Annotated in this window: 12 protein-coding genes and 1 pseudogene; 7 read left to right on the forward strand and 6 right to left on the reverse strand. The window is 61.1% G+C overall.

Features of this window, described 5'->3' with window-relative positions:
- Positions 1-346: 346 nt before the first annotated feature.
- From GNZ13_RS30910 to GNZ13_RS30920, 3 genes and pseudogenes are all read left to right on the forward strand, one after another.
- Positions 347-922, forward strand: a pseudogene (locus tag GNZ13_RS30910) (sensor histidine kinase); the annotation flags it as partial.
- A 571-nt stretch (positions 923-1,493) separates the two neighbouring features.
- Positions 1,494-3,332, forward strand: coding sequence for a S10 family serine carboxypeptidase-like protein (locus tag GNZ13_RS30915; protein WP_172171661.1), 1,839 nt, complete (start codon positions 1,494-1,496; stop codon positions 3,330-3,332).
- 61 nt (positions 3,333-3,393) lie between these two features.
- Entirely contained in the window at positions 3,394-3,786 is a 393-nt protein-coding gene (locus GNZ13_RS30920; RefSeq protein ID WP_236002264.1) for a 2-oxoglutarate dehydrogenase, read from the forward strand.
- An 82-nt stretch (positions 3,787-3,868) separates the two neighbouring features.
- Here GNZ13_RS30920 and GNZ13_RS30925 read toward each other — a convergent pair whose 3' ends face one another.
- A complete protein-coding gene (locus GNZ13_RS30925) occupies positions 3,869-4,264 on the reverse strand; it encodes a hypothetical protein (RefSeq protein WP_236002265.1) in 396 nt (131 codons plus the stop codon).
- Positions 4,261-5,253: a hypothetical protein gene (locus GNZ13_RS30930; RefSeq protein WP_172171665.1), complete on the reverse strand. Its 993-nt coding sequence runs from the start codon at positions 5,251-5,253 to the stop codon at positions 4,261-4,263. The genes GNZ13_RS30925 and GNZ13_RS30930 overlap by 4 nt, the downstream gene beginning before the upstream one ends.
- A 354-nt stretch (positions 5,254-5,607) precedes the next feature.
- Here GNZ13_RS30930 and GNZ13_RS30935 point away from each other — a divergent pair, with 354 nt between their 5' ends.
- A complete protein-coding gene (locus tag GNZ13_RS30935; protein ID WP_172171667.1) occupies positions 5,608-7,074 on the forward strand; it encodes a metallophosphoesterase family protein in 1,467 nt (488 codons plus the stop codon).
- A 192-nt stretch (positions 7,075-7,266) separates the two neighbouring features.
- The gene (locus tag GNZ13_RS30940) at positions 7,267-9,213 is read left to right on the forward strand and encodes a patatin-like phospholipase family protein (protein WP_172171669.1); all 1,947 of its coding nucleotides are present in this window, start codon (positions 7,267-7,269) and stop codon (positions 9,211-9,213) included.
- Here GNZ13_RS30940 and GNZ13_RS30945 read toward each other — a convergent pair.
- Both GNZ13_RS30945 and GNZ13_RS30950 read right to left on the reverse strand, forming a co-directional pair.
- A complete protein-coding gene (locus GNZ13_RS30945) occupies positions 9,149-9,934 on the reverse strand; it encodes an alpha/beta hydrolase (RefSeq protein WP_172171671.1) in 786 nt (261 codons plus the stop codon). The two genes, GNZ13_RS30940 and GNZ13_RS30945, sit on opposite strands and share 65 nt — an antisense overlap.
- Positions 9,935-10,138: 204 nt before the next feature.
- Positions 10,139-10,843, reverse strand: a complete 705-nt coding sequence (locus GNZ13_RS30950; RefSeq protein WP_172171673.1) for a response regulator — start codon at positions 10,841-10,843, stop codon at positions 10,139-10,141.
- Between the two features lie 278 nt (positions 10,844-11,121).
- On the opposite strand from GNZ13_RS30950, the gene GNZ13_RS30955 reads away from it, so the two are divergent.
- Both GNZ13_RS30955 and GNZ13_RS30960 read left to right on the forward strand, forming a co-directional pair.
- Positions 11,122-12,126, forward strand: a complete 1,005-nt coding sequence (locus GNZ13_RS30955) for a DUF535 family protein (protein WP_172171675.1) — start codon at positions 11,122-11,124, stop codon at positions 12,124-12,126.
- Positions 12,127-12,374: 248 nt separating this feature from the next.
- Complete coding sequence (locus tag GNZ13_RS30960) at positions 12,375-12,755, forward strand: DUF2917 domain-containing protein (protein WP_172171677.1); 381 nt, start codon at positions 12,375-12,377, stop codon at positions 12,753-12,755.
- A 122-nt stretch (positions 12,756-12,877) separates the two neighbouring features.
- Here the strand turns inward: GNZ13_RS30960 and GNZ13_RS30965 are convergent, their stop codons facing one another.
- Together GNZ13_RS30965 and pcaF are read right to left on the reverse strand one after the other, a co-directional pair.
- Complete coding sequence (locus GNZ13_RS30965) at positions 12,878-13,450, reverse strand: hypothetical protein (protein WP_172171679.1); 573 nt, start codon at positions 13,448-13,450, stop codon at positions 12,878-12,880.
- 485 nt (positions 13,451-13,935) lie between these two features.
- Positions 13,936-15,138, reverse strand: coding sequence for a 3-oxoadipyl-CoA thiolase (pcaF, locus tag GNZ13_RS30975; protein WP_172171681.1), 1,203 nt, complete (start codon positions 15,136-15,138; stop codon positions 13,936-13,938).
- Positions 15,139-15,162: the final 24 nt, after the last annotated feature.

Here is a 15,162-nt window from a genome sequence, read left to right on the forward strand (position 1 = left end):
TGTGTTCGATACTCACTGGCAAGCGTGTTGACCGCCAACAAGTTCTACGAACGGATAGGCAATGCATTCGCACGCCGGTGGCACGCGAATCGCGGAAACAGTCGATGTCGTTTGCTGATTATTGCGTGCAGTGCATACCAATGACTTGCGAATGGCGCGTACTGACTACAGCATGGTTTTCAAACAGGTTACGCAGGCGCGTCGTGCGAGCGCTGCCGAAAAAGAACAGTGCGATGATATGACGTCGAAAATAAATAGCGCGTCAAAAAATAAAATAGCGTGGTGCCAAAAAAACACGGGTGCGGCGATAATGGGGTAGAAACTTCACCCCGATGCACCCGCCATAAAAGCCGATGTGGCGCTGACGCTAGCCAACCGGCAGGCCTCGGACATGAAACAGCTCGTCGACCAGATGGTCGAGTACTCTGTCGTGCTCGGCGACGACACCCCACTTGCACGCGAACAGGTCGAGCTGCATGAGCTTTACGATGAACTCGTCGCCTCCTCGCGCCCGGCAATCGAGGCCAAAGGACTGAAGTTGCGCGCGGCGTTCGATCCGGCGCTATCCACTGTCACGTCCAATCGTCTCAAGCTTAAGCAGATTGCCGTCAATCTGCTCTCCAACGCGACAAAGTACACGAAGTCCGGCGAGATCGAACTTGCCTTCGCAACGATCGGCGCGGAGCACTGGTCGATTCGCGTGTCGGATACCGGCGTGGGCATTGCACCTTCGGATGCGGACCGGGTATTCGACGAATTCGAACGCGCGGCAGGCGAAGATATTCCCGGCACGGGCCTCGGCCTCGCGATCGTCAAGGAGCTTTGCCGCGTGTTGAACGGTCAGATCGATTTTTCGTCATGCGAAGGCGTTGGGACCACGTTCGAAATCCGGTTCCCGCTGGTGCTGCCTGAAGCCGAATAAACGTCCGCCGGAAGCTGACGCCAGCACCGGCGGTGAGGCGATGGAGACGTGCGAAGGGTAGAAATTTGTCCCGCTCGATTTCTCGAACAGCTTGAGGGCCTCACGACTTGGCGGATGAGCGGAACACTTGCGCTCGTTGGCACGATTTAAATATTACGATTTGCAAACAAATACATTTTACTTCGTAATAAATAATCGATTAACTCACACCGACCTGCCCCCTGACTGATTGACTCACGCACGAATTCAAGTGCAACCTCCCGAAGTTGCCATTACGGAAATTCGGCACGTCCTTGACAAACTCTGGTGGTGTCACCTATTTTTCATCTGCCGCCAATATACGAATATCCGATTGCGCAAACACCTCCCGAAAAGAACCGGAATATCCAAATCAGATATTTAGTTATTCTACGCATACTGCATAGAGATATGAATCTATGCGCTTTGAAGTAAGTTGGTCTCAACCGCTGCATGCCGACGATTCACCATCAATATTTCGAACTCCGATATATCCCCATCGGCGAGAGCGGCCTTTGTGAAACGGTATCTGAACCCACCACCAAGGATAGAGATGAAACGAGACGAGCGTCTTACCGGCCATAGCCATCATCGCCAAAGCAGGCTGCCGGGCACGGGAACCTTAGCGGTCGCGATCATGCTTCTCGGAGGTTGCGGCGGAGGGGACGGCGGTTCTTCCTCAGGCACGGCTGTGAGCATGCAGCAGACTGCCGCGAATCAGCAACTCACCGCACAACAGGCCGCCGCGCAGTCGCAAGCACCAACAGGCAATCAAACCTATGTCGACCCGGTCGCCTATTCGGGCAATGCCACAGATGGCCTCGCGCCGACTCAGGCCTCGGAGAAGGCCGCGGTCATGCACTACCAGTGGACCTTAGGCAAGACGCCGATCAACTACACCACGACTACCGGCCATTTGACGGCCACCGATTCGAGCGGCAACCCCGAAGCCACGATGTCCTATGTCGCGTACACCGCGCCGAGTACGAACGGCTCGCCGCGACCTGTGACGTTCGTCTATAACGGTGGCCCGGGCTCCTCCTCCATCTGGCTGCGACTGGGGTCGTTCGCGCCGACGCGGGTAGCCACGCCCGACCCCGTGTTCGGGAACTGGCCGAACTATCCGCTCGTCGACAATAAGGACAGCTTGATCGACACCACGGACATGGTCTTCATCGACCCGCCGGGAACAGGTCTTTCAGAGGCGATTCTGCCGAACACGAACCAGAAGTTCTGGACGACCGACGCAGACGTCAACATCATGCGCGACTTTATCGAGCGCTATCTGACGGTCAACAATCGCAGCAGTTCGCCGATTTATCTGTACGGCGAGTCGTACGGCACGCCTCGCACCGATATGCTCTCATTGGCGCTCGAATCGGCCGGCGTGCATTTGACCGGCATCGTTCTTCAGTCTGCAATCCTGAACTACTTTGCGGATGCGATCGAGGCAGTCGCTATTACAAACTCGACGAGCGCGCTGGCATTGGATACGGATACGTTGGCCGGCTATTTCCCAGGCTACGCGGCAGTCGCAGCCTACTTCAACCAGGTGTCGCCAGCTCCACTCAATCAGGACCTTTACGCATACCAGGCGAGCCTGTTTGTCACGGCTGAATACAACCGGTTCAGGCGGTATTCGCAATCGTGGGTGCTCAGTCAGCTTGGCGTACCGGACGCCTTGGGTACGCCGGTGTTTCCCAGTGCCAAGACGCTTCAGTCGTGGACCTTGCCATCCAGTTTGACCGTGCAGGCGCTGCAGGGCTACTTCAACGCCAACCCGTTCTCGACGAGCCTCCTGCCCGGCACGACGATCGGCCGCTACGACGGACGCGTGTTATTGCCGAATTCGGATCCGCGTCTGCAAAACGACGGCGACCCGTCTGACATCCTGATCTCACAGCCGTTCACCACGGCTTTAGCAACGCAGATGCCTGACTACCTGGGATACACAGCGCCGAACGCGACCTATTTGCCGCTGAACGACAACATCATCCAGGTGTGGGATTTCTCGCATGATGGAAAGCCCCTGCCCGACACGATCCCGGATCTGCTGGGCGCGTTAACGCTCAACCCGCAACTCAAGGTGCTCTCGGAAAACGGCTTTCATGATCTGGCCACACCGTTCTTCAATACCGAGAAGCAACTTGCGCGGCTGCAAACGGTACCCGGTCTGAATCCGGATTTGCAGGTCAACTTCTTCCAGGGCGGACATATGATCTATCTGGATGACGTCGCCCGTCCGCTGATGAAACGGGATCTGGTGCGCTTCTATCGGGGCACGCCGCTTCCGGATGCGCTCGCGCTCTGGACGCTGCCGCCACCGTGGCGCGACGAAAGCCCCGCCAGTGAGCCGACCGCTACCGCCACGGCGCAAGCCACGGCACCCTGACTGAACTGACGCGATGTGCCTCGTTCGCGATACTCTATTCACTCAATCAATGCGAGTCATCATGTCCCTTTTCGATATGTTGCGGCGTGTTTCCCCGTTGATCGTCCTCGGCTGCCTGATTGGCAGCGCGCACGCGTTACCGCCGCAAGCGGTGGCGCCAGCGACGCCGCCAAACGGGGCCAGAGGCGTCGACGGTCCGTTCTTTCCTCAAAACCGTGCGGCACCCGTCACGCCGTCCACCGGCACTGCCCTGCAGCAGGAAGCTCAGCAGCGGCTCGAAGCGCGGCTGGGGGCGAATACGGCCCTTAGCAATGGCGCGGCGGTCACGAAGACTCAGGCCCAGACGGCGGGGCTCGGCTATGTCGCCAAGCACTTTGATCAGATCGATACGAGCCATAAAGGGAGTGTGACCATGAGCGACGTCAGGCAGTATCTTCAGCAGCAGGGTCGCTAGCGGCTAGTCATCGGTCAGGGCATTCTTTCTCTGGAAGAACGCTTTTGACAAGTGCGAATGGCCACTCGGGCCATTCGCACGTCTACCCCGCCCCGGCGTTCCTGCCGGTCGGCAAACACTCGCTCATCGCGCCACCGCCGTCGCTCAGCCCCCGCACCACAACCTCCGACGACTTGCCATCACGTCTCGCCAATTCGGCGAGGTCGAGCAACGCCGCGTATTTCGCCGAACAGTCCTGTTGCGATTCAACCGCTCGGTGCACGGCATGCGTTTCGGTTTGTGTGATGCCCTCCCCAAGTGCGATCGCTACGCCTGTAGCAACGATCATCGTTGCCAATGCACTTACCTTGCATAGCGTCCGCGCGCGTACCACGTTGAAACCCGACCGCGCCGCCCGCGCACTTCCCTGCCCGCGCATCCATGACGAACCGATTTGCCCGGCCTCATCGCCGGCTCTCACTCGCACGTTTTCACTCATGACCAGTGCGCCGGCACCCAGACATTGCCCACCCAGTGCCCCGGCACCCACACGACAGGGCGCGGCGCAGGCGCGACATAGACAACGCGCGGTGCGACATACACAGCAGGCGGCGGGGGCGGCGGCGGAACGTAGACAACTGGAGGCGGCGGCACATACACAGCCGGCGGCGGTACGACAACGACCGGAGGCGGCGGCACATACGCGACCGGCGGCGGTACGACAACAACCGGCTTCGGCGCAACCACGACCGTCGTGCTGCCCGTCGTGACGACGCCGGTGGTCGTGACCGTCCCGCTTGTCGTCACCGTGTTGCCGTGTGTCCCCGTCGTGCTCGTCGACGTCGTCACCACGCCTGGCGCAACTCGCGTGGCCGTACCGGAGTGATTGACGGTACCGCCATCAGACCCCGTCACCGTGCCCGAACGTGAACACGAAGCGCCCGCGCAGTTGGTCGATGCCGAATGGTTGACCGTGTTGCCGTTCGAGCCCGTGATCGACCCTGACGACGAATACTGGCCAGGCGCGGTTTTAGTCACATCGCCGGAGGTCGTGGCTGTTTTGCCGTCCGGTCCCGTGAGGGTGCCGGTATGCGAACAGGTGCCGCCCGCGCAATTGGTGTCGCCGGCGTGCTGGACCTGGTTGCCGTAGCGCCCCGTCGCCGTGCCTGAATTCGAGAACTGGCCGGGGGCGTTACGGGTCACCGTGCCGGTGTTGGTCGCCACGCCGCCGTAGGGGCCGGCCACGCCGCCAGCATGCGAACAACTGCCGCCGCCACACGAGCCGTAACGCGCGCCGTTGTAGGTGCCGCGCGAGGTGTACGCGGTGCCGTGCTGCGACCAGGCGAAAGCCGAAGCGCTGCCGAGCGCGAGTACAGCGACGGTTGCGGTGAGCGCGAGCTTGCGCAGCGCGCTGCGTACGGATGCGGCGGTCGTCACGGAGGCAGGGGAAGCGGCGGTGGCCGGGACGACGAACGAACAGTTTTTCACGGTATGTCCTTCTTGATTTCGGGCCACTTTTGCGCACTGCGGCGTGGCGACAAACGGACTATAGAAGGACACCTGGTTTTAATCAGCAGCGAAGATATGTCACCCTGTTTCACTGCGACAGATGCCTGCTGGGCAAGCGTTTACGGGCGATTCGAACGAGCCGTGACATAGGTCGACATAAATTGTTACGGGCCGGGCCCAGCCCGTGCTGCCCGCAGGGTCAAACGCGACAGCGAGCCCTGTTCGACACGACCGCGACACTTTTCCAAAATACGCATGTCCTAGGGTTCGATGGATGCAACGGCGCAAGCCGCTCACTTATCACCCCGCTTACTCTTCCTTCAAGAGGCGCACATGTCGACAAAACGCGAGTCGAAACCCAAAGCCAAGGCGAAAGTAAGCACGGCGAAAGCAGAAGGCAAACGAAAGCCGGCCAGCAAGGCCGCCGCACCTGGCAAGAAGGCCACTGCGCACGTCAGCGGCGCAAAACAGCCTGCCGGGACTGCCACCGCGACACCGTTCGGTCCGCGAATATTGGACCAGCCCGTGTTCGCGCAACCTCAGCCGACCGCAGACCCAACGGTGTTTCGCGTGCCCCATCCATCGGACGATGCGGCCTATAAGGAAATCGACAAGCTCAATGCAGAGCACAAACTGTTTCCGTTGCCGTTTCCCGCGCCCAGAGGCGGCGTGGAACCCCAGCTCACCCTAGCCGAAGTCATGGGAGGCAACACAGCCGCCATCGACAGAATCACAGCCGCCGGACAACTGGTATTTCACGCGTTAGGAGATTGCGGCAATACGAAAGGCCCGGCGACCCAAAACGAAGTGGCCGACAAATTGACCGCCGACTTCAACGAAGCCAACGCCAGTGAGGTGCCGCAGTTCGCGTTGTTACTCGGCGATGTCGTCTATAGCTTCGGCGAGGGTCAGTACTACTACGATCAGTTTTACGAACCGTATCGAGACTATCCGGCACCGATCCTCGCCTGCGCCGGCAATCACGACGGCATGGTTTCGCCGGAAGCGCACGCCGCGAGTCTCACTGCGTTCCTGCGAAATTTTTGTGCGCAGACCTTCGCCGTGACGCCTGAAGCCGGCGGATTGTCGCGCACCGCGCAAATCCAGCCAGGCGTCTTCTTCACTCTCGAGGCGCCGTTCGTGCGCGTGCTGGTGATTTACAGCAACACGCTCGAAGATCCCGGTGTGATTTCGGACCCGAAAATCGGGAGTACTCAGCTCGACTTTCTCGACGCCGCGCTCAAGCGCGTCAAAGCCGAGCAGTTCACCGGTGCACTGCTGATCGCGGATCATCATCCGCCGTACAGCGCGGGCGGACACGGATCGAGCGTCGATATGCTGGCGCAGATCGACAAAGTCTGCGAAGCCAACGGCGTGTGGCCGCATGCGTTTCTTTCCGGCCATGCCCACAATTATCAGCGCTTCACGCGCACGCGAAATGCGGACGGCACGCAGATCCCCTACCTCGTGTGCGGCAACGGCGGACATGGTTTGATCAAGCTCGCCAAACAGGGTGCGCCCGCCATCCGCGCGCCGCAAATCATGCAGGCGGCCTCAGCCACCGCCGATCAGGTCGTGCTGGAAAACTACGATGACACCAACTACGGTTATCTGCGCATCGTCGTCAGCGCGACGCAGTTACGTATCGAGTATCACTCGGCGGCCGACGGTCTCAACACGAAAGCGCCGAACGACTACGTGACGGTCAACCTCACCGAGCGCAAAATAGCCCATTTCGTTGCGCCGGATATGGGGCATCCGATGGCGGCGAGAGCTGTGCGTGCTTTGGTGCGCCGCTAGCGCCGGGACTTGGCGCCGTACTCCCGGCTCCGACACGCCTCACCTGGATGCCTCGCCTGGATGCCTCGTGTTGATGCGAGGCTCCAGGCGTTACGGCTACGATTTTTCGCAAACCCGCGTTTGCACGAAATCACCTGTTTTTACCGGGTCAAAACCATGTAATCTCTCGGTTTTCTTCCTGCATCAAAACAGATGAGTCGAGCGTTGGCGAGCGAACAACTACAACAAACTGCGGCGCACACGCCGCGCCAGCCTATCGTTCTTCGTTTGCGCTGCACCGCGGTGCTGCTGGCGTGTGGGATCACCGCCTTCGCACATCCCGCTGACGCAGCCGAATCTGCGTGCAGCGCCGAAGCCGGCCCGGCCGGCCGCCCTTCCGTCGGTCTCGTGCTGTCAGGCGGCGGCGCGCGCGGCTATGCCCACCTCGGCGTATTGAAGGTGCTCGACGAAAATCGCATTCCGGTCGATTGCATCGCCGCCACCAGCATGGGCTCGGTGGTCGGCGGCCTGTACGCGAGCGGTATGACGGCACAGGACATGCAAAACCGCCTCACGGGAATCGATCTCGCGGACATCGCGTTCGACGTCACCGACCGCGCCGATCTGCCGCAATCGCGCCGCGAGGACGAGCGGCTGTATGTGAATAGCCTTTCGCTCGGCTACGGCACCAATGGCTTCCGCTTGCCGGTCGGGCTCGTCCAGGGCAATCGCTTGCAAGCGCTGCTGCAGGACTGGACGTCCGCGGTACCCGGCAACGTTTCGTTCGACCGGCTGCCGATCCCCTATCGCGCGATCGCCACGGATCTGCGCACCGGCCAGAAGGTAGTGCTCGATCACGGTTCGCTGCCGCAGGCAATTCGCGCCAGCATGGCGTTGCCCGGCCTGTTCGCGCCGGCCGATATCGACGGGCGCACGCTGGTGGACGGCGGCATCGTCAGCAATCTGCCGATCGAAACGGCGCGCGACATGGGCGCGAACGTTGTGATCGCCGTCGATATCGGCTCGCCGCTGCGGCCGCTGGATGCGCTGGCTTCGCCCGCCGACGTGATGCAACAGATGATCGGCATTCTGATTCATCAAAACGTTGCACGGCAACGTGAACAGTTGCAAGCCGGTGACGTACTGATCGAACCGGCGCTCGGCTCGCTCAGCTTCACCGATTTCGCCAACGCAAGCCAGGCGATCGCGGCCGGCGCCGCCGCCACGCGCGCGGCCATGCCGCAGCTTCAGCATCTGGCGCTCTCGCCCGCCGACTACGCCGCGTGGCGCGCCCGGCACGGTGCGCCCGCAATGCGTCCGGTTCGGATCACGCAGATCGAGATCGCCTCGCAAGGCGCGGTACCCGAGGCACGCATTCGCGCCGCGTTGCACGTCAAACCCGGCGATGTCTACGATCCGGTCGCGCTCAATAAGGACTTGCTGGCGCTCACCACCGCGGGCGACTTCGACAGCGTGAGCCAGCAACTCGTCGACAACGGGGACGAGCACAAGCTCATTGTCGCCGCGCAGCAGAAGCTGTGGGGACCGAATTTCCTGCTGTTCGGTCTGGGTCTGTCGAGCAGCTCGACGGATGAAGGCGGCTTCCGGCTGCATCTGGGCTATCGCCGCCCGTGGGTCACGTCGTCGGGACTCGAAGGGCGTGTGGACGGGACGCTCGGCAGCGATCTGATCAACCTGCACGCGGAGTTGCGGCAACCGCTGTCGAGTTCTTTCGGCTATTACGTTGCGCCCTATCTCGAGTTTCAGCGGCGGTTGTGGTCTATTAGCGTTCGCCCCTGTGCGGGGCAGGCACTTACTTTCTTTGCCGCCGCAAAGAAAGTAAGCAAAGAAAGCGGCTTCACACCGCTAATTCTTAAGCGGGTCCCCTGGCTTGGAGAGGATAGTGGTGCATCTGGAATCCGTGTTCTCGCACATTCAACCCTAGTGACAAGGCCATCATTCTTCCGGCGGCGCTGCGCGCGCCGAAGCCCTCTTCTTAACACCAGCAGGCACTTTGGCCCGGTTCCTGCAACGCGCCGCCGGTTGTTTACTTCGCTCAGATCTGGGGTTTTCAGCCTGCCTTTTCGCTTGTCCCTTACGCCCTCTGTACGAATGCCAGGGTTCGCTCCGCTACCGTGTCGCGCTCGTTGTCTAGTGTGATCATGTGGTAGCTGTCGGTCAAGCGCACGAAGGTCACTGAACGGCTTCCCAAGTGCTCGCACACGAATTCCGCGGAGCGGATGCTTGTCACCTCGTCCTCCTCCGAATGCATGACCAAGGTCTCGCATGTTACGCGGCCCAAGGCTCGCTTCACCGCGAAGCGCATCCAGTCGACCTGTTCGATCGCCGCTAACGGCACGTACGGATAGTGGATGCCGCTCCCCTTCTGCAAATGGCGGCGGATCAGGTTGCGAATGCGCGTGTTCTTGATGCCAAACGGCTCACCCTCCGGTACGCGAATCAATCGACGAAGCCCCGGCACGCAGTACATCAGGTAGCGCAACGGACGCAGACGTGAACCGCCCCAGCCGTCAAGGAACAATGGCGGCGACAGCAGAATCAGGCGCCCGTTCGTCATGCGCTCGCGCGCGCTCAAAATCAATGCAAGCAATGCCCCCATCGAAATGCCCGCCACGTCCACTCGCTCGTAGCGCGTCACCAGTTCGCGATACGTGCGGCTCAGCAGTTGCATGTAGTCGCTCAACGTCACCCGGCCCAACGCGTCAGGGTTCGAGCCGTGGCCCGGCAGCGACGGCAAATGCACGTCGCAACCGATCTGCTCGAACTTGCGGTCGAGCGCGCCGAAATCATGGCGCGTGCCACCCAAACCGTGAATCATCAACACAGCATGGCGGGAAAGTGAGGAAACGCGAGCGGACATCGATAAGCCTGTCGTTGCACAAGCGTGCGATGCTAATCATCCCCACTTCGCATGACTGTCGATTTGCTATCGCGTTTGTGGAGTTTTGTCGGCCGATATTTCGACGTATTACTCAATCGAAACTCAACGCCAACTCCAACTCACCCGAATCTCAACTGCAACTGCAGCTCAACCGCAAATCAACCGCGACCGCTGCAAGCGCCTTCAATCCCATGCCAGCTTGCTGAACTGATAGCCCTTGCCGCGTACCGTCTTGATGCGCTGCGGGGTGCCGGCGTCGTCATGCAGCTTGCGGCGCAGCTTGGAAATGCCGCCGTCGATCGTACGGTCGAGGCCGTCGAACTCAATGCCGCGCAGTTGCCGCATCAACTCGTCACGGCTCACCACCTCGCCCGCGCAACTCACCAATGCCCACAGCAAATCGAATTCGGCCGATGTCAGTTCAGGCAGGCTGCCGTCCGGGAGCTTGACCGTGCGGCTTGCCCGGCTGATCTCGAACTTGCCGAAGGTGTAGCTCTCAGGTTGGGCAGCCTCCGGCGTGCGCGCGGTCACGCGGCGCAGCTGCGCCTTGATGCGCGCCAGCAGCACGCGTGGCTCGACAGGCTTGTGCACGTAGTCGTCCGCGCCGAATTCGAGGCCCAGTACTTCGTCGAACTGCTCGTCGCGCGCGGTCACCATGATGATCACGCCGTCGAATTGCTCGCGCGCCTCGCGGCAAATCTGGAAACCGTCCTTGCCAGGCAGGTTCACGTCGAGAATCACCAGGTCCGGGCGGCGCTTGAGAATGGCCGGCACGGCGTCGTTGCCGTGCAGCACGGTCTCGACCTCGTATTCGTGTTTGCGCAGATAACCGGCAACCAGCGCGGACAGGCGGTCATCGTCTTCGACAAGCAGGATCCGGAATGGCATGGGACGAATCGTTCAGGGCTGACTGTTTCAATAGCGGCGAGCAACGGTACAGCGCGGTGCACGGCCAACAAGCGATGGTGCCGCGCTGCGTACACATCCGCACTGCGCAGACCGCGCCGGCAACGGCCGGAAGAGCTGGCTCGACGCACAGCATAGCGGATGCGCCGCACATCATGCGACACGCTCGACAAAACTCGACAAACGCCCAAGCATTTCGACACGGACGCGCGATCCGCGGGGCTAGCATCCCGTCGGTTGAAATAGCCAAAGGATCTGCCGTGACGACTGTTTCCAACGAAGGGGCTCGCGCCCGCTCGCCGTGGTTCGCGAGAACCACTGCCTCCTTTGCGGTCATTCAGCAAGCCGCTCATGCACTCTATCCCGGCACCAGCGTGTTTCATCGCTGGCGCCGTATGCGCCTGTGGCTGCGCTCGCTGATGTCGTGGCGCTCCACGCAAGTATGGCTCAAACGCTGCGCCATTTCGCCCTTGCACGATCTGGTGCAACGTCATCCCACCGCGCTCGAACGCATGCATCGGCCGTTCCTCCATACCGGCTTCAGTCCGCGCGAACGCCTCACGGCGAGCCTCGATCATCACGCGCTGACACAGCAACGCGTGCCGCAACTCGCCGCGCGCATCGCCGCAGTCGGCTCGGCGCCGATCGCATCGTTCGGCGTGGGCGCCGAGCGCTGGCATGTGTCGCTCGAGTCGATCGAACAGTTTCAGAAGGAAGGCGACTGGACCTTGTGCATCCGCGATGCGCGGGACCAGCGAATCGTCTCCTGCACGTTCAGTCTCGCCTATCTCGGCGGCAAAGTACGGCGTCCACGTCTTTGCATCGGCTCCGTGCAGGGTCCGGACAGTTCGGTCAACGGCCGCGAGCTGTTTCGCGCGCTCACCAAACGCTGGTATGGACTGCGGCCGAAAGTGCTGGTGATTTACCTCGCGCAATGTGTCGCCGCCGCACTCGATGCGGGCGGCACCTTCATCGTCTCGAAGCAGGCGCATATCTATGCCAACTGGCGTTATTGCCTGAGAAAGCGTCGCGTGGCCGCGGACTACGATCGGCTGTCGATCGAATGCGGAGCGCTTGCGCGCTGGAATGGCTGGTTCGTCCTCGCACCGCCGGCGCGCTATCTGGCCGAACGCGAGAGCGACGGTACCGGCAACGCAACCCGACGCAAGCGTTACGCATTGCGAAGCGCACTCGCCGTACAGATTCGCCGCAGCGTCGAGGCAAGCAAGACACATCGACTCTGCGCGCTTCGCGTTGTCGCTTGAATCCACTGCATTTTTTCATTGACAAGACATGCGGCAAAACGGCACACTCATCCGCATGTTGACGCACACCTCCATCGCCTTCGCGATTAAAAACCCAACAATGCATGCCACGATCGGCAGGCATTTGGGAGCATGTGCGCGTTAGCAGTCTGAATCTGCAAAACAAGACCCAAAGGCCCCGCCGGTAACGGAAGGGGCCTTTTGTTTTGTGGGTGCCTCCGTCCGCCGGCTCGATGACGGAGAGCAAGATGGATCAGGCAAGCCCGCAGTGCATGGATGACGACTCAAGTCTGTCTGCCCATCAACAGGATGAGCATCTGCCGAAGGTAGTGCTACATTTTTCCGTAGTGCCAGGCGCAACGCTGACTTGGCGTGTCGGTGCCGACAGCACGCTCAGTGTGCAGGGCGCGCGCCTGTGGCTCACGCGCGTCAACTCGCCTTACGATCACTGGCTCGAACCAGGCAACGCGTTTCGGCTGCAACGCGGCGAACGAGTGTGGCTTAGCACGGATAGCGAAAGCACCGCGCGCGTGTCGTTGAGTTGCGCGCTGCGCGCGAGACGTGGTCTCGTCAGGCGTTGGCTCGCGCGGCTCGCATGGTTGGGACTGGGGGCACCGGCGGCTCGATAGCGTGCCCCGCGGCTCGATGGTCGAACTTTCGTACCACAGAAAAGCAAACACCCCTGCAATGAGGGGTGTTTGCCGATCAGCCATGCCGGCTCCGAGGAGCCAGGCATGCCGTGTTGGGCAGTTTATTGCGGCGTCACCTGCACGGCCGCTGCCGAAACGAATACCGCGTGGATCGTATCGCCGACCTTGACGCCCTTCAGATCGACGTCCGGTCCAGCTTCGAGCGTTTGCGTCTGATACGCGCCGCGCAGCGTGACGAGGCGCTTCTTGTGATCGATTTTCTGCACGGTGGCGAGCACTTCGACCTGACGCGCGGATTCATAACCGCCCGAGGCCGGGGCATACACCTGCGTATCGACGCGCTCACGAATGCCCTTATTCGCGCCGGTGACCTTCTCGGTCTTCAGCAGCAACGCATTCTTGTACAGCACATCCACCCGATCGCCGACCTTCAGTTGATCAAAGCCTTCGACTTGCTGGCTCACCAGCACGACCACCGCGTTGCCGGCCGGCCCTTTGAGCGTGAGCGTGCGGCTGCCCTGATCGATACCGACGATCTCCGCCTTCACATGCACCGGTTGCACCGCGCTGACGATGCCCTGCGCGGCACTGGCCATCGCGTCTTGCGCCCAAGCCGGTTGCGCTGCGGCGAAAGCCGCTACCATCAACGCTGCTCCAATCGTCGCTGCCTTCATTTACGCTCTCCTCGGGAAATTGTTCGATCTGGCGTTACGGCGATCTGAGCCTGCAGGATGCCGATTAACACCAAGAATGCATACATCTTCAGGATTTCATTTAGTGAATCACCACGTTCGTAGAACGTGGTTTCGCGTTAGGCCCCCCATAGGGGGGCACACCTAGCGGCCCTTCTGAGAAGGTCCTTTACCCGGTTCCAATTGAAGCTGCTCTTGATGCGTCTCTTCTTTCTCCTGGAACCGAACGTACTTTTGAATCATCTCGCTGTTCAGGCCGACCGAATCTACGCAGTAGCCCTTTGCCCAGAAATGATTCGCCCCAATTAAACGCAAATTCAATAGCCGGTGAATCCATGCGGTGGGCAAAATAAAACAGCCCCATCGCCTGAGCGAAGGGGCTGTTCATCATGCGGCCACTGGAGCGCTATACGCGCAGCCGCAACATCAACGACGCTGCGGCGCTTCCCTGCACAAACTCCAAGCCATTACACCCGTTCGATAGCGATCGCGATACCTTGACCGACGCCGATACACATCGTGCACAGTGCAAAACGGCCTTGCGTACGGTGCAGTTGATACATCGCGGTAGTCACCAGACGCGCACCGCTCATGCCGAGCGGGTGGCCGAGCGCGATCGCCCCGCCGTTCGGATTCACGCGTGCGTCGTCATCCGCAACGCCGAGCGTGCGCAGCACAGCAAGACCTTGCGAGGCGAATGCTTCGTTCAGTTCGATCACGTCGAACTGGTCAATGGTCATGTTCAGGCGAGCCAGCAGCTTCTGCGTGGCGGGCGCCGGGCCGATGCCCATCACGCGCGGCGCGACACCTGCCGTTGCGATACCCAGCACGCGTGCACGCGGCGTGAGGCCGAAGCGTTTCGCGGTTTCTTCGTTGGCAAGCAGCAAAGCCGCTGCGCCGTCGTTCACGCCCGAAGCGTTGCCTGCCGTGACCGTGCCATCCGCGCGCACCACGCCCTTCAGTTTGGCCAGCGCTTCAAGGCTGGTTTCGCGCGGGTGTTCGTCTTGCAACACGGTGATCGGATCGCCCTTTTTTTGCGCGATCGTCACGCCGACGATCTCCTGCGCGAGCGTGCCGTCGCGTTGCGCGCGTGCGGCTTTCTGCTGACTGCGCAGCGCAAACGCGTCCTGATCGGCGCGGCTGACCTTGTAGTCGGTTGCGACGTTTTCGCCGGTCTCGGGCATCGAATCGACGCCATACATCTGCTTCATCAACGGGTTCACGAAACGCCAGCCGATCGTCGTGTCGAAGATATCGGCCTGGCGCGAAAACGCGCTGGTGGCCTTGCCCATCACGAACGGCGCGCGGCTCATGCTTTCGACACCGCCGGCCACCATCAACGCGGCCTCGCCCGACTTGATCGCGCGCGCGGCGATGCCGACGGCGTCCATGCCCGAGCCGCACAGGCGGTTCACCGTGGAGCCCGGCACGCCTTGCGGCAAACCGGCCAGCAACAGTGACATGCGCGCGACGTTGCGATTGTCTTCTCCGGCCTGGTTCGCGCAGCCGTAGATCACGTCGTCAATCGCGGTCCAGTCGACGTCTTTATTGCGCTCCATCAGCGCCTTGAGCGGCACTGCGCCCAGATCGTCGGCGCGAACCGACGACAACGAACCCGCATAGCGGCCGATGGGGGTGCGAATCGCGTCGCACAGGAATGCTTCGGTCATGTGATGTCTCCAGTTAGTGTGCTG

The sequence above is a fragment of the Paraburkholderia elongata genome (assembly GCF_013177735.1).
Taxonomy (GTDB): Bacteria; Pseudomonadota; Gammaproteobacteria; order Burkholderiales; family Burkholderiaceae; genus Paraburkholderia; species Paraburkholderia elongata.